The organism is Streptomyces sp. Z423-1 (assembly GCF_013009255.1).
Taxonomy (GTDB): domain Bacteria; phylum Actinomycetota; class Actinomycetes; order Streptomycetales; family Streptomycetaceae; genus Streptomyces; species Streptomyces gossypiisoli.
Window position 1 is genome coordinate 3,356,336 of sequence record NZ_CP053109.1, and the last position, 19,076, is coordinate 3,375,411.

Genomic DNA, 19,076 nt, shown 5'->3' on the forward strand with positions numbered 1-19,076 from the left:
AAAAGTTCAACCCGTTAGGGGAAGAAAACCTGGCCGCCGGACGCATAGGTGTCGGTTGGGGTGGGTAAACTCGCCCGTTTTCCTCGGGTCGGGCGGATCATGGGTACCACCGTCTTCTCCACGCATACCACGCCGGGCCCCACCCGCGCGCGTCCGTTCACCTGACGGACGCCCACGGCGGGCGCTCGCCCGGTAGCGTGCGCGACCGTGAGTGATCTGGATCTGGACACGGCCTTCTTAGCGACCACCCGTACCTCGTACGACACCATCGCCGCCGACTACGCGTCCCGCTTCCCGGACGCGATGGGCGGCGTCCCGCTCGACCGGGCCCTGGTCAGCGCCTTCGCGGAGCTGACCCGCGCCCACTCCCCCGCCCCGGTGGCCGACCTCGGCTCCGGGCCCGGGCACGTCACCGCGCTGCTGCACGACCTCGGCGTTCCGGTGTTCGGCGTGGACCTGTCACCCCGGATGGTGGCTCTGGCCCGCCGGGCGCACCCCGGGCTCCGCTTCCACGTGGGCACGATGACCCGTCTGGACCTGCCGGACGCTGCGCTGGGCGGCATCGCAGCCCTCTTCTCGATCATCCACGTGCCCGACGACCACCTGCCGACCACGTTCGCCGAGTTCCATCGCGTCCTGCGGCCGGGTGCTCCCGTTCTGCTGGCCTTCCAGACCGCCGACACGGAGGAGCGCATGCACCTGACGGAGCGCTTCGGGCACGAGATCGCCCTCGACTATTACTGGCGTACGCCCGAAAAGGTGGCGGATCTGCTGGTCAAGGCCGGCCTCGCCCCGTACGCCCGCGTCGTGCGCGAACCGGGGGAGGACGAGAAACTCCCCAAGGCCTTCGTGCTGGTCCGCAAGCCCGCGTCCTAGCTTGGTCCGCAAACCGGCGTCCTGGCTTGGTCCGCAAACCCGCGTCCTTGCTTGGTCCTCCGCGAGCCCGCGCCCTAGCCGGGTGCACCTGGACCGCCCAGCCGGGTGTACCTAGACCGACTGCACCGCCGACAGCCGATGCACATCCCGTGCCGTCCCGGTCACCCCGTCCAGGAATCCCTGGGCGCGGGGTGAGGCCGTCCGGGTGAGCCAGTCGGGGTCGATGTCGCAGACGGCCACGCGGACGTCCGTGCCGGCCAGGGCCAGCGGGAGGGTGTGGACGACGGTGGACGGGAAGCTGAGGATCGTGCGGCCCACCGGGCCGCGGCGGGCGATCAGCTCCAGGGGGAGGTCGGGGCGGACCACCTCCAGGCCCGCCTCGACCGCCAGCCGGTGGAGTTTCTCGGCGCTCTCGCGGCGGTGGGCGAAGTAGCGGCGGGCGCCGTGCGTCTTGGCGAGGGAGCGCACCGCCTCCAGATAGCGGTCGCCGTCCACCACGCCGGTCTCCACCAGCGACGTACCGACCATGTCCGCGCCCTTGGTGATGCGCGGCGGGCCGAAGCGGGCGCGGGTCCAGGCGAAGTCGTTCGCGGTGACCGTGACACCGCCCGGCGTCTCGTCGATCGGCATGGAGGAGAACACCTCGACCCGGCGGCGCCCGCCCGGCGTCAGGCGGCGCCGGGCGGAGGACGACACCGGGGCGAAGAGCAGATCGCGCGGGCCGGGACGGGCGCCCCGCCGGTGCCAGCGGACCAGGCGTTCGCCGCGGGCGAGCTGGGTGACGAACTCCATCGTCGCCGTCCCGTCGTCCACGACCACCAGGTCACGCACCCGCGTGATGGTCAGCAGCAGCTGTACGTACCGCGAGAACGGATCGCCCATCACGATCCGTTCCGCACGGCGCAGTACCCCCATGAGCCCGCCGATCGTCTGGAAGGGTGCCGACGCGCCGCCGCGCGCCTCCTCCCAGCGGACCTCGTAGCCCTCCTCGCGTGCCAGTTCCGCCATCCGCCGCAGCTGGCCGCGGGTCATCGGATCGACGGGCGAGAGGACCACGAGGGTGAGCCCCGCGCCGGGTGCGTGGACATGCGCCCACTCCAGCACGTTCAGCAGCTGTACCGGACTCTCGACGAAGGCGAGAGTATGGGAGCCGGCATTCCCGGCGCGGGGGCTCATCGGCGTACGACCGTCCCGTCGTAGGGCGTTGTGGGGGTTGCAGGGGCTGACGTGGGCGTCAGACCTGGACCGGCTCGCCGGCCGCGGCGGCGATCTCCGCCTCGGCGACGACGCCCGTGACACGGCGCAGCTTCTTCATCGGGCCCAGCTCGGACTCGTAGACCTTCTTGACACCGTCACCGAGGGAGGCCTCGATGGTGCGGATGTCGCGCACCAGGCGCGTGAGGCCCTGCGGCTCGACGGAGGCGGCCTGGTCGGAGCCCCACATGGCGCGGTCGAGGGTGATGTGACGCTCGACGAAGGTGGCGCCGAGGGCGACGGCGGCCAGCGTGGTCTGCAGGCCGGTCTCGTGGCCGGAGTAGCCGATCGGGACGTTCGGGTACTCCTTCTCCAGCGTGTTGATCACGCGGAGGTTGAGTTCCTCGGCCTTCGCCGGGTAGGTCGAGGTGGCGTGGCAGAGCAGGATGTTGTCGCTGCCCAGGACCTCGACGGCGTGGCGGATCTGCTTCGGCGTCGACATGCCGGTGGACAGGATGACCGAACGGCCGGTGGCGCGCAGCGCCTTCAGCAGCTCGTCGTCGGTGAGGGACGCGGAGGCGACCTTGTGGGCGGGGACGTCGAACTTCTCCAGGAAGGCGACGGCCTCGGTGTCCCACGGGGAGGCGAACCAGTCGATGTTCTTGGACTTGCAGTACTCGTCGATCTGGCGGTACTCGTCCTCACCGAACTCCACGCGGTGGCGGTAGTCGATGTAGGTCATCCGGCCCCAGGGGGTGTCGCGCTCGATGTCCCACTGGTCGCGCGGGGTGCAGATCTCCGGGGTGCGCTTCTGGAACTTGACCGCGTCGCAGCCCGCCTCGGCGGCCACGTCGATGAGCTTGAACGCGTTCTCCAGCTCGCCGTTGTGGTTGATACCGATCTCGCCGCAGATGTAGACGGGCTTGCCGGGGCCGACCTCGCGGGAACCGAAGGTACGGAGGCGGGTGTTGGTGCTCATGGCAGGAACGTTCCTTACTTCGTGGAGGGGTCGAGAGAGTCGAGAGAGGGTCCGAGGATCCAGCCGGCGATCTCTCGGATCGCGCCGACACCACCAGGGACGGTGGTGACCGCGCGTGCGGCGCCGCGTACGACGTCGTGGGCGCTCGCGACCGCGACGGGCCAGCCGACGAGGGCGAAGCACGGCAGGTCGTTGACGTCGTTGCCGACGTAGAGCACGCGCTCCGGCGCGATGCCCTGCTCCTCGCACCACTGCTTCAGCGCGAGGTCTTTGCGGTCGACGCCGTGCAGCACCGGGATCTTCAGCTTCCGGGCCCGGGCGGCGACGACCGGGTTCTGCTCCGTGGACAGGATCAGCATCTTCAGGCCGCTGCGCCGCAGGGCCGCGATGCCGAGGCCGTCCCCGCGGTGCACGGAGACGAACTCCCGTCCATCGGCATCGATCAGCACCCGGTCATCGGTCTGGGTGCCGTCGAAGTCGAGTACGACCGCGTCGATGTCGGCGGCGGTCGGAAGGGCGCCGGGGCGGTCCGCGTCGAACAGCGGGGCCAGGGCGCGGGCGCGGGCGAGGTCGTGCGGGTCGTCGATCTCCAGCACGCGCGCGGGGTCGGTGCGCACCAGTTCGGTGCGGCCGAAGAAGCGGTGCTGGTGCGCGCGGAAGCCTGCCGCGTCCATCGCGTAGGCGGCGCCGGTCTCCAGGAAGTCCTGGGGGCGGTCCTGGCGGCGGGGGCGGAAGGACTTGTCGTGGTTGACGCCGTAGCCGCCGGTGGCCGGGGCGCCGGCGTCCTCCGTCGCCTCGTCGTCGGCGTTGCGCCAGATGAAGCCGTGGAACGGCGCGACGGTCACCGCGGTGTCCGCGCCGTTCTCCACGACGGCCGCCGCGACCCCGTCGATGTCCTCGCGGATCAGGAAGGGGCTGGTGCACTGCACGAACACCACCACGTCGACCGGGGAGCCGTGCAGCGCCTCGTGGGCGTCCATGGCGTGCAGGACGGCGGCCTCGGAGGTGGCGGTGTCACCGGCGATGGCGGCGGGGCGCAGCACGACCTCGGCGCCGGCCGAGCGGGCGGCGGCGGCGATGGCCTGGTCGTCGGTGGAGACGACGACGTCGGTCACGAGGCGGCTGGCCATGCACTCACGCACCGCGCGCGCCACCAGCGGTACGCCGCCGACCGGGGCGAGGTTCTTCGCGGGCACGCCCTTGGAGCCGCCACGCGCGGGGATCACCGCGAGCACCCGGCGCACCGTCGCGCCTCGGCCCGCTTCCGGGTTGGACATGGGAACTACTCCTTGAGCAGGGTTGGTGCGGCTCACAGCTCCCCCATCCGCCGGATGACGGGCGCGACCCGCTGGACGCCGTGCCGGTAGGCGCCGCGTGCGGCGCGGCGCACTATCTGCCGCACCGGGCCGGGCTCCTTGTCGTGCGCGGGGGCGCCGGGCAGCGGGGTGCCGTCGGGGCCGAGGTGGTGCCGGGCGAGGATGCCGGGCAGATAGCCGGGGGCGGTCGCCGGTGTGTAGTACGGCGTCAGGGGCGGCAGTCCGCCGGGCTGCGCGAGCAGCTTGGCGATCCGTTCCCGGGCCGCGTCGAAGGCGGTCTCGTACGAGCCGTCGGCGGCGACGCCCTGCCGGGCCACCCAGTCGGCGTCCGGCGTGGGCCGGTGCCCGGCGTCGAGCTGGTCCCAGGAGGCCAGGCAGCCGGAGCCGACGAAGTGGTGGTTGCCGAGTACCTCACGCACGCCGAGGTCGGTGAGCACGACGGTGGGGATCCGGCGGTGCAGCGACTCCAGCGCGGCCGTCGAGCTGACCGTGACGAGCAGGTCCGTGCGGTCCAGGACCTCGCCCATGTTGCCGTAGACCAGCTGGAAGTTGGGGGGCAGCTCGCCGAACCTCTGCGCCAGCTTCTGGTACGGCAGTTCCTCGATGTGGGTGGTGTGCTCGCCCGGCCTGGAGCGCAGCTTGAGCAGCACCTCGCGTTCGGGGTGCAGCCGCGCGTGCTGGATGAGGCGGTTCAGCAGGTACGTACGGTCCTTGCGGTTCTCGGGGACCGACGGCTGCGCCGCGAACACCACCGTGTAGGGGTCGTGCTCGCCGGCGTACTTCGCGCCGCCCAGGAAGGGCAGTGCCACCTCGGTGACCGCGGTGGAGTCGGCGCCGACCCCGTCGTACACCGCGCGGAAACGCTCGGCGTCCTGGCGGGAGTTGGCGAGGACGAGGTCCGCGCCGTGCCGCAGCAGCAGACCGTCGGCGAGCTTCTCGTAGACGACGCCGACATAGCCGGTGACGACGACGGGCCGCTGCTCGCGGTCCTCCCAGACGCGCTTCAGGCCGTGCAGCATCGCCTGCACACCGCCGCCGACCAGGGACAGGACCAGTACGTCGTACGACTCCTGCGCCATGGTGCGCAGAAATTCGACGGCCGTGACTTCCTTGAGGGAGTCGGCGCGGACGCCCACTTCGGCCAGCTGGCGTGGCGTGGGGGTGGCCCGGCCGCGCAGCAGAAATCCGTCCAGGGCAGGGGCAACTTGCGCCTCGCCTTGCGGTCCGGCTTCCATGGACGGGCCCGGAGCGATACGGCTCGCCGTCAGCGCACCCCATTTCCAGCGGGTGTCCGAGTCGGCGAGTACTGCGATCCGCGTGGGCTTCGTTGTACTTGGTGGCACACCCCAGACGCTAGGAAGCAATTCCTAGTTGCTGGCTAACCTCGTGTCAACGAAAAGTTAACAGCACCCCACTGAGAGCCGAACTGGCTCGCCGAAGCCCAGGAAGTACACGGCATGCACCGTTCCGACACATCGAGTTCACCCACAGTACCCTCAGCGGAAAAGTCCGCAGCAGGGCCGCCTCCTAGGGTTTCGCAGGTGCCCAAGCTTTCCGTGATCGTGCCGTTCTACAACGTGCAGCAATACGCCCCGGACAACCTGAGAAGCCTTCGCGCGAATGCCAGGCCGGACTTCGAGTTCATCCTGGTCGACGACAAATCGAAGGACGAAACGCCCGCGATCCTCGAACGCGCGGCCGAAGAACTCTCCGCGGTCGCTCAGGTGCGCTATATCCGCAGAGAGGAAAACGGGGGGCTGGCCACCGCACGCAACACCGGCCTCGACGTCGCGACCGGCGAGTACATCACCTTCCTGGACGGTGACGACTGGCTCGCCCCCGGCTACTACAGCGAGCTGGTCGCGGCCATCGAGGAGCTGGGCTGCGACTTCGTCCGCACCGACCACGTCCAGGCCACCCACCGCGCCCGCACCGTGCACCGCGCGCCCGTCGGGCTCCGCGACGAGGTGATGAACCCGCGCGACCACATCCTGCCCGCCGACCGCACGACCTCCGTGGACTACGCCTACGCCTGGGCCGGCGCCTTCCACCGCCGGCTGCTGGACAAGGGCGTGCTGCACTTCACCGACGGGCTGCGCACGGCCGAGGACCGGCCGTGGATCTGGAAGCTGCACCGCGAGACGGAGTCCTTCGCCGTGGTCAGCCTGCTCGGCGTGTTCTACCGGCGCGGGGTCACCGGCTCCCTCACGCAGATCGGTGACGTCCGTCAGCTCGACTTCATCCGCGCCTTCGACCAGGTGATCGAGGAGACGGCGGCGGACCGCGACGCCGACCGGCTGCTGCCCAAGGCCGTGCGCACCTACTGCGCGATCATCGCCCACCATCTGTCGGAGATCGACAAGTTCGAACCGTCCGTGGCCAAGCAACTGCGGATCATGAGCGCGGCGGCCATAAAGCGCATGCCGCAGGACGCCCTCGGCGACGTACTCGACACCATGGACCTGCGGCGCGCCTCCAAGCTGCGGCGGCTGCGGCGCCGGATCACCACAGCGAAGGCGGCTGCCTGATGTCCCGTACCACCCAGATCTTCTGCGTCTCCACGCTGTACGGCGCCGCCACGCTCGCCGCCGCGATCGACTCCGACTGCTTCGAGGCGCCGGACCGCCGGGTACTGCTGGTGTTCAACAACTCGGCAACGCCGGAGACCACTCCGGCCGTCGACGAGATGCCGGGCTTCGGCACGCTGCGCGACCACTTCGACGACGTACTGTCCTTCAACGAGGCGATCCGCCCCTTCCACCCCGGTGCCTGGGCGCCGCGCCCCGACGACCTGCCGCTGTTCGAGCGCTATCTGCGGCTGCTGTGGGGGCTGGGCGACGACCGGGTCGAGCTGGTCCTGGAGTCCATCCAGGTCAACCCGGCGCTCGGCCTGGCCCAGATCTTCACCGGCGCCCCGGTGCACGTCTACGCCGACGGCCTGATGAGCTACGGCCCCACCCGCAACAAGCTCGACCCGCTGGTCGGCACCCGGGTCCGGCGCCTGCTCCACCTGGACCTCGTGCCCGGTCTCACCCCGCTGCTGCTGACCGAGTTCGGCGTGCCGGCGCAGGTGGTGCCGTCGGACGCGTTCCTCAAGGTCATGAGCGGGCTCACCGGCGCCGCCGGGGAACTGCCCGACCTCCCGGACAACGCCGCCCTGCTGCTCGGCCAGTACCTGTCCGCGCTGAACATCCTCTCCCCCGCCGAGGAGGAGAACCTGCATGTGCGGATGATGCGCGGGGCCGTGCAGCGCGGGCACCGCGCCATCGTGTTCAAGCCGCACCCCACCGCGCCGGCCCGCTACAGCCGCGCCCTGGAGGCCGAGGCGGAGAAGCTGGGCGTCGAGCTCACCGTGCTGGACACCCCCGTCCTGGCCGAGGTGCTGTTCGCCCAGGCGCGGCCCGCGCTGGTCGTCGGCTGTTTCTCGACCGCGCTGTTCACCGCGTCCGCGTTCTACGACCTGCCGGTCGCCCGGATCGGCACCGAGCAGCTGCTGGACCGGCTGACGCCGTATCAGAACAGCAACCGCGTGCCGGTCGCGCTGGCCGACGCGCTGCTGCCGGACCTGGAGGAGACGAAGGGCGCCGACACCCTGCCGGGCGAGCTGCTGAACGGTCTGATCAACGCGCTCGGGTTCACCATGCAGCCGCAGATCTACCCGAGCCTGCGCCCGGCCGCGGAACGGTTCCTCGCCCAGCACTTCGACCCGCGCACCCAGCGCTACTTCAGGAAGCGCCGGCTCACCTCGCTGGGCCTGCCGGGCGGCATCCCGGCACGGCTGTCGTTCCTGCCGCGCAACTCCACGGCACGGCGGGTGGTGCGGCGGGCGCGGGCGCTGAAGAAGGCCGTGAAGCGGTAAGTAAAGAGATGGTGAACAGGGCGCGAAAGTCGCGGAAACAGAAAAGAGAATCGCGCTTCGTTCGCCCTTCGCCAAGGGGTCTCATTCCCCGGTGTGGCGGCTTCCCTGATTTTTGATCTCGGGGGCCGCCGCGCTCTGACCAGTGGTTATGGGCAATTCTGCACGGAATACGTCCGAGTCCTTCAAGAGACGACGATCACGGCCCTACGATCGCGGCCATGCGTATCTCCCAGGTCGAAACCGCCAACGCCCGGATGCTGGCCCACGCGACGTCCGTCCGGCCGGTCTCCACGAGCGACATCATCCGCACCCACCGCAAGAAGCACCCGTACCGGGGCCTCGCCGAGATCGACTCCCCGCACTGCCCGCCGTTCGTCATGTTATGCGTGAACGACGACGCGGTCGCCCTGGACACCTTGTGGAACGGGAGATTCAGGTATGAACCCGGCAGCATGGCCACCTGGTCACGGCTGGCCGCGAAGAGCGCGACGATAGCCGACGTCGGCGCGCACGTCGGGTACTTCTCGATGATCGCGGCACTCGCCAACCCGAAAGCGAAAGTGCACGCGTTCGAGCCGGTGGACCATGTGCACGCGAGGCTGGCGGTGAACATCCGGCTGAACAACGTGCAGAACATCCGCCGCTACCAGGCGGGCCTCTCCAGCGAGCCGGGCTGGGCCGACATCGGCATCCGCTTCTCCGGGAACCTGCTGTCGACGGGCTCCTCCCTGGAGCACGCGGCCGGGGACGCCGAGCTGAAGCGGGTCCAACTGCTCACGCTGGACGAGGTGTTCACCGGCACCAGGCTCGACCTGATCAAGATCGACGTCGAAGGTCATGAGATGTCGGTGCTGAAGGGCGCCCGTCGAGTGCTGAAGCGGGACCGGCCGACTGTGATGCTGGAGGCACTGCTGGGCGCCCCGCTGGACCCGCTCCTCGCCGAGTTCGGACCGCTCGGCTACGACGCCCACTGGGTGGCCGAGAAGGAGGACACGCTCATTCCCTCGGACCGGCGGCGGCCGAGCGGAACACGGAATCTGCTGTTCACGCCGCGCGATTAAGTGAAACAGGGAAGACGACTTCTTGTCGCGACTCGTTAGTCATATGTTCACACACGTTCCATAGCTTCCCCCAATGGTTCAACCCCCTTTTCACTTCACAGCATTGGCGCAAGCGGGCGGATCGAGATGACCCAGCAGGACATACGTCCGCCCGCCCAGGTCGTGGCTCCGGCCCCGCTCACGCCGGCCGAGCCCGAGCAGCCCAGTGGGCGCCCCCTGATCTCGTACGTGCTGCCGGTCTACAACGAGCAGGATGGCATCGCCGCCTTCCATGCCGAACTGACCGCGGCCCTCGCCGAGCGCCCCGAACTCGACTTCGAGCTGGTGTACGTCAACGACGGCTCCGCCGACGGCTCGCTCGGCATCCTCAAGGACCTCGCGAAGAACGACGAGCGGGTCCGGGTGGTCGACTTCGCCCGCAACTTCGGGCACCAGATCGCCATCACCGCCGGTCTCGACATCGCCCAGGGCGACGCCGTGATCGTCATGGACACCGACCTCCAGGACCCGCCCAGGGTCAGCCTGGAACTGGTCGACGCCTGGCGGGAGGGCGCGGAAATCGTGCACGCCAGGCGTCGTACCCGGCAGGACAGCGCCTTCAAACGGGCCACCGCGTCGCTGTACTACCGCGTCCTGCGCGCCTGCGCCGAGGTCGACATCCCGCTGGACACCGGTGACTTCCGGCTGATCGACCGGCGCGTCGCCGACGAGCTGCGCAAGTACCGCGAGCGCAGCCGGTTCGTGCGCGGCATCGTCGCCTCGATGGGCTTCAGGCAGACCGAGGTGAAGTTCGACCGCGACGAGAGGTTCGCGGGCGAGACCAAGTACCCGCTGAAGAAGATGGCCAAGCTCGCCATCGACGGCGTGACCAGCTTCTCCACGGTGCCGCTGCGGATGATCACCCGGCTCGGCTTCGTCGTGCTGGTGCTGTCGCTGCTCGGCATCCTCTACGCGCTGGGGATGAAGATCTTCCGGCCCGACATCACGGTCTCCGGCTGGACGATGCTGATGGTCGTGGTGCTGTTCCTCGGCGGCACCCAGATGCTGTCCCTGGGCGTGCTCGGCACCTACATAGGGCGCATCTACAGCGAGGCACAGGGGCGTCCGCTGTATCTGGTGCGTGAGGTCATCGGTGGCCGGAGGGACCAGCAAGGTGGCGTCTGACACCACGACGGAGGCAGCGGTCCCCGAGGTACGGACGAAAAGCGACCGAGCGCGCACCCTGCGCCAGTTGTTCCGCTACACGCTGATCGGCGGCAGTGGCGTCGCCCTCGACCTCGTGGCGTTCCTGCTGCTGCACAACGTGGCCGGGATGCACGAGCAGGTCGCCAACGTCATCAGCACCACCCTCGGCATCACCAACAACTTCGTCCTCAACTCGCTGTTCACCTTCGAGCGGCGCGACCGGATCGTGGTGCGCTTCCTGCGCTTCTACGCCGTGGGACTGACCGGGATCGCCCTGACGTACCTGCTGTTCGTCGTCTTCACCGACGCGCTGGGAATCGACCCCAACCTGGTCAAGGCGGGCTCACTGCCGCTGGTCCTGGCGCTGCAGTTCGTGCTCAACAGAAAGTGGAGCTTCGCATGAACCTCGGCATCATCGGCGCGGGTGCCACCGGCCTGACGGCCGGCTGGGACGCCGTACGCGCCGGCCACCAGGTCACCATCCTGGAGGCAGCCGGTGAACTCGGCGGTCTTGCCGCGTCGTTGGCCATCGGCGGGGAGCCGGACGGCGTTCCGCTGGAGCGCTATTACCACCACATCTTCCGCAGCGACAAGGCGATGATCGCTCTGATCGAGGAGCTGGGGCTCGGTGAGGCGCTGCGCTTCCACAAGCCGACGACCGGCATCTACCGGGGTGGAAAGCTGATCGACTTCACCTCGCCGGTGGACATGCTGCGTTTCCCGGAGTTCTCGCCGGTCGACGCGGTGCGGTTCGCCGGGTCGTCGGCGGTGCTGAAGGCCGTGCGCAGCGGCGAGCGGTACAACGACCTGACCGCGCTGGCCTGGCTGCGCAAGTGGGCCGGCAAGAAGGCCACCGCGGCGATCTGGGAGCCGCTGCTGCGCGGCAAGTTCGGCGACCGCGCCGAGCAGGTGTCGATGGCGTGGCTGTGGGCCCGGATCCACTGCCGTACATTCGAACTCGGCTATGTGGACGGCGGGTTCGAGCGGGTGTACGCCGCGCTGCGCGACGGGATCGAGGAGCGCGGCGGCAAGGTCGAGTTCGGCAAAGCAGTGCGGACCATCCGGCAGGACGGGGACGCCGCGCCCGCCGTGGTGGATTGCGCGGACGGCTCGCGCTACGAGTTCGACCAGCTGATCGTCACCACCCCGCAGCCCGCTTTCGCCAAGGCGGCCGGGCTGCCCGCGAACGACACGGTGTGGAAGAACCAGTACCTGGGCGCCACCTGCTTCGTGCTGGAGCTGGACCGCAGCGTCATCCCGTACTACTGGCTCAACATCAACGAGCCGGACTTCCCCTTCCTCGCGGTGGTCGAGCACACCCGGATGATCGACCCGGCCGTCTACGGCGGCCGGCACATCCTCTACGTGGGCAATTACGTCGAGCGCGAGGACTGGCGCTTCACCACCGAACCGGCGGAGCTGCTGAAGGCGTTCGTGCCGTATCTGAAGCGGATCAACCCGGCCTTCGAGGAGTCCTGGATCCAGAACTGGCACTTCTCGAAGGCCGGGTTCGCCCAGCCGGTGGTGACCCCGGAGTACCGGTCGCTGATCCCCGGCCACGACACGCCGATGAGCCGGGTCAAGCTGGTCACGATGGCGCAGATCTACCCGCAGGACCGGGGCCAGAGCTACTCGGTGGCCCTGGCCCGTAAGGTCACCGCCTCTCTGGGCCTGCGCTAGGTGTACTCGGCCGGGAGGTTGGCGACACGCCTGCCTCCGGTTATTGATCATGGAGGGACCTCCGGGCGTAGTGGAGATTGCCGTCTTCACTCACCTCGGAGGTCCTGGTGGCCCACGCTAATGCCCGGCTGACCTTTCACGGCAGATGCCTGCTGGTGCGTCGCGTCGTCTTCGACCGGCGTCCGGTCGCGCATGTCGTCAAGGAGCTGGGAGTCTCCCGGCAATGTGCTCATCGCTGGGTCAACCGCTACCGGGCCCAGGGCCGGCCGGGGCTGCACGACCGCTCCAGCCGCCCCGCACCTGTCCCAGACGGACGCCGCCCGAGCTTGAGGAACGCGTCCTTGAAGCCCGCCGATGCCTGCGCCGGGGACCCGAGCAGATCGCTGAGGCCACCCAGGTCCCTGCCCGAACGGTGAGCCGGATCCTGCGCCGCCACCACATTCCGCCCCTGGCGGCCTGCGATCCGCTGACCGGGCAGGTGATCCGCGCGGTGCGCACCAGCACCGCACGCTACGAGTGCAACCAGCCCAGCGGCCTGGTCCACGTGGACGTCAAGAAGCTCGGGAAGATCCCCGACGGCGGTGGCTGGCGGGCCCACGGCCGCAGCGAGGACGTCCGGGCCGGGGCATCGGCTACGACTACGCGCACGCCGCGGTCGACGACCACTCCCGCCTGGCCTGCGCCGAAATCCTGGCCGATGAGAAAGGCACCACCTGCGCGGCCTTCCTCAACCGCCCGGCCGCGTTCTTCGCCGGCCACGGCATCGCCCGCATCGAGCGCGTGATGACCGACAACGCCAGGAACTACCGCACATCCGGCGCATTCCAGGATGCCTGCCAAAGCCTGGGTGTGAAGCAGAAGTTCAACGCGCCGACGCACTCGCGCCCTGGCTGCACTTCTACAACACTGGCCGCCGACACACTGCGCTCGGAGGCCAGCCACCGATCAGCCGACTGTCACCAAAGTCATGACCGAGTACAGCTAGCTCACTGCGACGCCGGAGCGGCGCGGATCAGTTCGCCTGGTCCGCGCCGCCCGTGCGTGTGCGGCTCAGCCCGCCTGGCCCTCGCCGCTCCTGCGGGTGCACAGCACCGTCTTGTCACCGGCCGCCGGGGCGGGCGGGCAGTCGTACACCGCGAAGATCCGCCGTTCGAGCGCCGGGTCGACGCTCCCGGGCCGGAACCAGCGCCAGTCCAGCACCGCGTAGGGCGCCGTGTCATGGTCGACGCAGTCCGCGTTCTCCTTGTACGACGGCAGCTCGGCGACGTCCGCGATGTAGCGGGTGCGCTGGAGGAACGTGGCGATCGGGTAGCGGCACTGGGCCGGGTGGTCCAGGTAGTACGCCGAGTCGCCGAACACCAGGTAGAGCACCGGCGCATCCTTGGGCATCTCGGCGTCCATCCGCTCGGCGACAGCCTCGCTGTTGCGCATCCCGCGCAGATACTCCGCGCTGGTCGCCACCACCTTGCCGTCCAGCACCCGGTGCGGCGAGCCGGGCCAGATCGCCCCGGCCAGGCACACCACCCCGGCCAGCGCGATCAACGCGCCCGCCCACACGCCCCGCGGGCCCTTGCGGCCGGCCCGCTTCCGGCGCGCCTCGACCAGCGCGTCCACACCCGCCGCGAGCAGCGCGACGAAGCCCAGCGCCCAGAGGGTGGCGGGCCGTTGCAGGTCCGCCGGATTGTCGGTGTACAGCACGGGCAGCACGCCGTACACGAGGGATACGGCTCCGAAGAGCCACGGCGGTGAGCGGCGGGCGCCGCCCACGGCGAGGCCCCACAGCGCGGCGGCGAGGACGGGCAGCTGGGCTCCGTGGTACGAGAACCAGTTGCCCTGCACGACCACGACCGCCAGTGCGCCGAGCCCGATCGTCACGGCGACCAGGAGGAGTTCGGCCAGCCGGCGCCGCCCCCGGACCCGCGCCAGCACCAGCAGCAGCGCTCCCGGCAGGAGGAGCAGCACCGGGGAGAGCAGGGCCCGGTCGGCAAGCCAGTCCACGGAAGTCTGGAAGGTGGCCGGGAGGTCGAGGCCGGTACGGCTGAGCGCCTGCTGGTTGATCTGCGGCATGTCCTTGGTCCACTGCCACTCGCGGGACCCGGCGAGCAGGCTCAGCCCGAACAGGGCGATCGAACCGGCCGCCGTGAGCAGACCGAGCCGTACGGCCCGCCCGCGATCCACGACGTACACCAGCAGCAGCCCGATGGCGGCCGTGGCGGCGGTGGAGTACTTCATCATCACCGCGAGGCCCATCGGCAGCGTGCCGAGCAGCGCCGCGGGCCAGGGGCGGTCGACGCCGAGCACGGCGGCAATGCCGAACACCGTCAGCACCACGGCCGCCCACTCCGGCTGGAGGAAGTCGGTGCGCGGGGCGAGCGCCAGGGCGAGGCCGGTGGCACCCGCGGTGAGGCCGGCCTCGCGGCCGGTCAGCCGGCGCAGCAGCGCGCTGTGGAGTGCGTAGGCGGCCGCGGCGGCCAGCAGGACGCCCGCCGCCTCCATGATCGTCTCGCGGGTGATCACGCCGCCGAACGTGAGCCCGTCGAGGCCGGCGACGAACCAGCGGTAGAAGAACGGCCGGTGGGTGAAGACCTCGGACGGTGAGTAGCCCGCGGCCTCCCCGGTGCGCAGGGCGCCGAGGACGTAGTGCAGGTCGCCGGTGAGACGGCGGGTGAGGACGGCGTACGCCACGGCCGCGGCGGCAGGCAGGGCGACCACCGCCCACCACAGGGGTGAGCGACGCATGCGCTTCCGGGGCCGGGTGGCCCCGGGAGCGTCGTCGACGACAAGGGCCGTCATGGATCAGCCGCCCAGGAGGGTGCGCAGCTCGGCCGCGTTGGCCTGGGTGACCTTCCACAGCTCCTGCTGCCGGTCGTGCACGTCGGCCACCGTCTTGGCGTGGTCGGCGAGCAGGTCGCGGGAGCGCTCCACGAGCACCACGGCGAGGTCGCGGTCGTGGACCGAGACGCCCCACTCGGGGCGCTCGATGTCGCGCAGGAAGTACGCCATCTTCGGGTGCGAGATCAGGCTGATGATGGGCGTGCCACAGCCGAACGGGATCATGCCCGCGTGGCCGCGCATGCCGATGACCAGCTTGGTGCGCGCGTACAGGTCGCGGATGTCGTCGTTCTCGAAGTCGTACATCGGGATGACCGGCATCGACACGCCGTGCTCACGGCGCAGGTCGAAGGCGAGTTTCTCGTCGTCGAGGGAGTGTGCCACGCACTGCACCTCGCCGAGCGTGCCGAGGTCCTTGACGGCCTTGGCCATCTGCGCCAGGAAGTAGGCGTAGTCATGGCCGAAGCGCAGGCCCGCACGGTCGTAGGCGGCGTTGATGAGGATGGTGTCGTCGCGTGTCACCGGGTCCTGCCAGTTCGCCACGAGCTGGCGGGTGACCGTGGTCGGGCACGGCTGGAAGCGCACCTTGTCGTGCAGGTGCGCCGGGAGCATGGCGCGCACCTTCTCGATCGAGCCGTGGTTGCGCAGCCCGAAGAAGGCGGAGCGCTCCACCAGCTTGCGCAGCGACTCCCGGAACCGCTGGGCGCGGTAGGACTGCCCGTCGAAGGCGTTGAAGCCGACGGCGTACACCGCGATGGGGACGTCGATACGCTCCAGCAGCTCGTCCGGGACGTTCCACTGCCAGGCGCTGTTGCCGTTGGGCATGGTGTCCGGGATGAACAGGCCGCCGCCGCCGATGACCAGGCCGCGCCGGGCGTTGACCCGCTCCAGGGCCGCCTCGTCGAACAGGCGGTGGGCGTGCACCGAGTGCCAGCGGCGGGAGGTGGTGTCGGGGTCGAAGGCGAGCCGGACGCTCTCCGGGAGCAGCTTGTCGCCGGCGTTGCCCTGCCGGTCCATGTAGAAGGCGACGTGCGCGAGCTGGTCGTCGGGGCTGCCCTGCGGCTGGGCCGGAACCCCGATGGCGCGCTGGTGCCAGATGCGGCTGGCCCGGTGCGTGGGGTCGACGGTGAGGCCCTGCAGCGCGTACTTCTGCGCGGTGGCGTCGTCGCCGTGCACCCAGGCAATCTGGGCGAGGCGGGCGAAGGCGGTAGCGGCGCGGTTGGGCGCGGAAGTCGCGAGGAGCAGCTGGGCGCGGGCCTCCTCGTAGCGGGAGACGCTCATCAGGGCGTGCCCGTAGACCTCGTGCGGCCAGGCCTCGTCGACCGGGATGTGCACCTGCTCCAGGATGTCGACGGCGGCCTGGTAGTCGCCGGCGCCGATGTGCGCGAGGGCTACCTTCCGGGCGGTGTCGACGTCGCCGGTGCGCTCCACGTGCGGGGTGCCGAAGTGCACGAGCAGGTCGTGGTGGAGGGCGCCGGGGCGGGAAACGTAGGCGGCGTGCAGTTCGGCGTCGCTGATGTCGAACTCGCGCCAGCGCTCCTGCGCCTGGCTGTAACCGGCCTCGCCGCCCTGCCAGGGCTTGTGGCGGCCGGTGAAGTGCAGGATCGCGGTGTCGTCGGGCACCGGCAGGTCGCCGGACAGCCGCCGCTTGACGAAGTTGTACTTGGGGTCGAGGTCGACGAAGTCGCCGTCGAGCAGGGCGTTGAGGATGCCCTGGTCGTGCTTGTCGAGCTCGTACGCCCCACTGCGGCCGACCTGGTCCAGCTTGGCGCAGAACTCGTCGGTCAGGAACTCCTTCTGGATGACGAGCAGACCGCTGTTGAGCATGCGGGTGCTGTCTCCGTGGAAGAACTGGGCGACGGCGCCGAGTCCCTTACGCATCGACAGCAGTTCGTTGATCGGGCCGAGGACCACCATGTCGGTGTCCAGGGTGATCACGGTGTCGTAGTCGCGGATCTTGAAGACGTCGAGGATGAAGTACGCCTTGCGGACCAGGTAGTTGTCCTGGTCGCCCTTCTTGTACGAGTCGTAGTGGTCGGCGTCGACCCGGCGGAAGACCACTCGTGGGTGCAGGGCGCGGATGCGGGCCACGGACGACGGGCGCAGGTCGTCGTGGAGGACGATGAAGTCCTCGCACACGTCCGGGTTCGTCAGGGCGAGGGAGCGCAGCAGCACGAGGAAGCCGGGCAGGTAGTTCTCGTCGACGAAACTGGCGAAGGCGATCCGGCGCTTGCCGGTGAGCGCGCGGGCGGAGCCCTCGTCGGGGGTGGGTGCCGCTGGCCGGGCAGCGGTGACGGGGGCGGATATGTGGGTCGCGGTCATCTCAGGGAAATCCTCACGCCGGAGACGCTCTGGGCCCGTTCCATGACCCATGCCTTCTCGCTGCTGTATTCGTGAACGTTCGTGATCGGCAGCTTCATCGCCTCGGGGATGCGGTAGGCGCCGCTCTCGTAGAAGTCGAAGCCGATCAGGTCGATGGTGGGGCTGACGTCGAGGAAGTCGAGCAGCCAGAGCATGTTGAAGCCGGACGTCGGGATGCCGGGGAACTGCTCGGAGGTCCAGCCGCCGATGTTGCGCACCGGCCAGCGCAGCGACTCGTCCCCGACGTACTGCTGCGCGCCCGGGACGAGCTTGTTGCGCATCGAGTACTTCCAGTCGGCCGAGTTGCCGCCGGTGACCAGGCGGATGTCTACCGGCTTGTCCCAGTTGAAGGCGTGCTTGTGGATGGAGACGTGGATGTCCGTCTTCTTGCCCGTGTGCACCGGATCGATCCGGTACGAGTTGAAGCGCATCACCAGGTCGTACGAGTCGATCTCGGCGCCCATGGAGCTCTCGCCCACCCTGGCGGAGTTGGCGATCAGGCAGATGGACTTCCCGGCGATCCGGTTGCGGAACTCGCCGAGGCTGAGCCACTGCACACCGCCGAAGAGGGGGTCGGCCAAGGGGCCCCGCATCCGGACGCGGCGGGACTCGGCGTACAGGCCGATCGCCTCCGTCAGCTCGGGCGTGGGGCGGCCCGCGGCGCCGGTGCACAAGTCCAGGTAGTGGCTGAGCGCCTCCTGGAAGTCCTGCTCGGCAGCCTCCCCGCGGTCCATGGCGATGAGCGCGCCGACCAGGCGGGCCCGGGCGGCGTCCCAGTCACCGGCGGCGTGCTTGGCGAGTCCCTCGGCCCAGACATCGGTCGCCGGGCCGCCGGTGAAGCGGGTGGCGTCGGGAGTGGAGCGCTCCAGCAGGGCGAGCAGTTCGGCGCGCCGGTCCAGGGCCGTGCGAATGCCGGTCACCCGGGCGCGGACGCCGTAGCCGTCGTCCTTGGTGAGGTCCAGGTAGCGCTCGAAGGCCTCGGCCGCGTGCGCCGGACGGCCCATGGCCTCCAGCAGCCGACCGCGCAGCCGCCAGCCGGCGCGGGAGTTCTTGCGCTGGGTGAGGATGGTGTCGCTGATGAGCAGGGCGAGGTTCAGCTCGTCGTCGTAGCCGCAGTCCACGGCCTTGTTTCCGACGGCGAGGAGGGCGTCGAGCAGCTCGTTGGTGATGCTGCCACCGCCGCTGACCGCCTTCGCGCCACGCCGCAGCAGTCCCCCCGCCGTCGGTACGGCCGGGGCGGCCTGCGTCTGGGTGGCCCAGACGGCGAGCAGCTCGCGCAGCTTCTCGGCGAGGCCGATGCGCCGGGAGTGCAGGCTCCCCACGAGCTTGCCGCTGTGCACGGCGCATGCGCGCAGGCAGTCGTCCAGCTCGGCCGGGGTGACTTCGGCAGTCGGCGGGCCGGCGTCGGTGGGCGCGGATGCCAGGTCCCCGGTCCGGGGACGTGACCATCTGCTGCGAACCCTCGTCATGGTGCTCCTGCTCTGGGTGTGACGAAAGATGGCAAGGCTTTGCCAAGAGGTTGAGGAAGGTTGGAGAACACTAAGAAACCAAGACGACAATCCGGTGAACTGCGTGGGACTGGGGAGCAAATCGTCTCCTCCTACAGACACACCGTTCGCGCAGGTGGACGGCATTTGCACCCTGCCTCCACGTAGGAGGCATTCGGGGTTCGGCAGAAGTTTCCCAGCAGGACATCTTCGCAGACCTTCCGTTCGACAGTCGCACGCCTACCC

14 protein-coding genes and 1 pseudogene are annotated in these 19,076 nt (G+C 69.8%); 8 read left to right on the plus strand and 7 right to left on the minus strand.

The window, feature by feature from the left end; all coding sequences use genetic code 11:
- The first annotated feature begins 216 nt into the window (after positions 1-216).
- Positions 217-876: a class I SAM-dependent methyltransferase gene (locus HJD23_RS15025; RefSeq protein WP_232107983.1), complete on the plus strand. Its 660-nt coding sequence runs from the start codon at positions 217-219 to the stop codon at positions 874-876.
- Between the two features lie 111 nt (positions 877-987).
- Here the strand turns inward: HJD23_RS15025 and HJD23_RS15030 are convergent, their stop codons facing one another.
- Genes HJD23_RS15030 through HJD23_RS15045 form a run of 4 tightly spaced genes read right to left on the minus strand, consistent with a single transcriptional unit; the run spans position 988 to position 5,708 of the window.
- Positions 988-2,052 carry a hypothetical protein gene (locus HJD23_RS15030; protein ID WP_171114219.1) on the minus strand — a complete coding sequence of 355 codons (1,065 nt, stop codon included), beginning with the start codon at positions 2,050-2,052 and terminating at the stop codon, positions 988-990.
- A gap of 58 nt (positions 2,053-2,110) precedes the next feature.
- On the minus strand, positions 2,111-3,049 hold the full coding sequence (locus HJD23_RS15035; RefSeq protein WP_171114220.1) for an N-acetylneuraminate synthase family protein: 939 nt from the start codon (positions 3,047-3,049) through the stop codon (positions 2,111-2,113).
- A 14-nt stretch (positions 3,050-3,063) separates the two neighbouring features.
- The gene (locus HJD23_RS15040) at positions 3,064-4,326 is read right to left on the minus strand and encodes an N-acylneuraminate cytidylyltransferase (protein ID WP_171114221.1); all 1,263 of its coding nucleotides are present in this window, start codon (positions 4,324-4,326) and stop codon (positions 3,064-3,066) included.
- Between the two features lie 32 nt (positions 4,327-4,358).
- Complete coding sequence (locus HJD23_RS15045) at positions 4,359-5,708, minus strand: DUF6716 putative glycosyltransferase (protein ID WP_171114222.1); 1,350 nt, start codon at positions 5,706-5,708, stop codon at positions 4,359-4,361.
- 198 nt (positions 5,709-5,906) lie between these two features.
- Between HJD23_RS15045 and HJD23_RS15050 the strand changes: the two genes are divergently transcribed.
- From HJD23_RS15050 to HJD23_RS15080, 7 genes and pseudogenes are all read left to right on the plus strand, one after another.
- Complete coding sequence (locus tag HJD23_RS15050) at positions 5,907-6,893, plus strand: glycosyltransferase family 2 protein (RefSeq protein WP_171114223.1); 987 nt, start codon at positions 5,907-5,909, stop codon at positions 6,891-6,893.
- Positions 6,893-8,224, plus strand: a complete 1,332-nt coding sequence (locus HJD23_RS15055) for an alpha-2,8-polysialyltransferase family protein (RefSeq protein WP_171114224.1) — start codon at positions 6,893-6,895, stop codon at positions 8,222-8,224. The genes HJD23_RS15050 and HJD23_RS15055 overlap by 1 nt, the downstream gene beginning before the upstream one ends.
- A 218-nt stretch (positions 8,225-8,442) precedes the next feature.
- Positions 8,443-9,285 carry an FkbM family methyltransferase gene (locus HJD23_RS15060; RefSeq protein WP_171114225.1) on the plus strand — a complete coding sequence of 281 codons (843 nt, stop codon included), beginning with the start codon at positions 8,443-8,445 and terminating at the stop codon, positions 9,283-9,285.
- Positions 9,286-9,411: 126 nt separating this feature from the next.
- Positions 9,412-10,449, plus strand: coding sequence for a glycosyltransferase family 2 protein (locus HJD23_RS15065; protein ID WP_171114226.1), 1,038 nt, complete (start codon positions 9,412-9,414; stop codon positions 10,447-10,449).
- Complete coding sequence (locus tag HJD23_RS15070; RefSeq protein ID WP_171114227.1) at positions 10,439-10,873, plus strand: GtrA family protein; 435 nt, start codon at positions 10,439-10,441, stop codon at positions 10,871-10,873. Before HJD23_RS15065 ends, HJD23_RS15070 begins: the two co-directional genes overlap by 11 nt.
- On the plus strand, positions 10,870-12,150 hold the full coding sequence (locus tag HJD23_RS15075; RefSeq protein ID WP_171114228.1) for an NAD(P)/FAD-dependent oxidoreductase: 1,281 nt from the start codon (positions 10,870-10,872) through the stop codon (positions 12,148-12,150). Before HJD23_RS15070 ends, HJD23_RS15075 begins: the two co-directional genes overlap by 4 nt.
- A 107-nt stretch (positions 12,151-12,257) precedes the next feature.
- Positions 12,258-13,121: pseudogene (locus tag HJD23_RS15080) on the plus strand (IS481 family transposase).
- Between the two features lie 79 nt (positions 13,122-13,200).
- Here HJD23_RS15080 and HJD23_RS15085 read toward each other — a convergent pair.
- The 3 genes from HJD23_RS15085 to HJD23_RS15095 are packed head-to-tail and all read right to left on the minus strand — an operon-like array spanning position 13,201 to position 18,812.
- Complete coding sequence (locus HJD23_RS15085) at positions 13,201-14,889, minus strand: hypothetical protein (protein ID WP_171114229.1); 1,689 nt, start codon at positions 14,887-14,889, stop codon at positions 13,201-13,203.
- A 57-nt stretch (positions 14,890-14,946) separates the two neighbouring features.
- A complete protein-coding gene (locus HJD23_RS15090) occupies positions 14,947-17,304 on the minus strand; it encodes a glycosyltransferase (protein WP_171114230.1) in 2,358 nt (785 codons plus the stop codon).
- A complete protein-coding gene (locus HJD23_RS15095; protein ID WP_171114231.1) occupies positions 17,301-18,812 on the minus strand; it encodes a glycosyltransferase family 29 protein in 1,512 nt (503 codons plus the stop codon). Before HJD23_RS15095 ends, HJD23_RS15090 begins: the two co-directional genes overlap by 4 nt.
- Positions 18,813-19,076 lie beyond the last annotated feature (264 nt).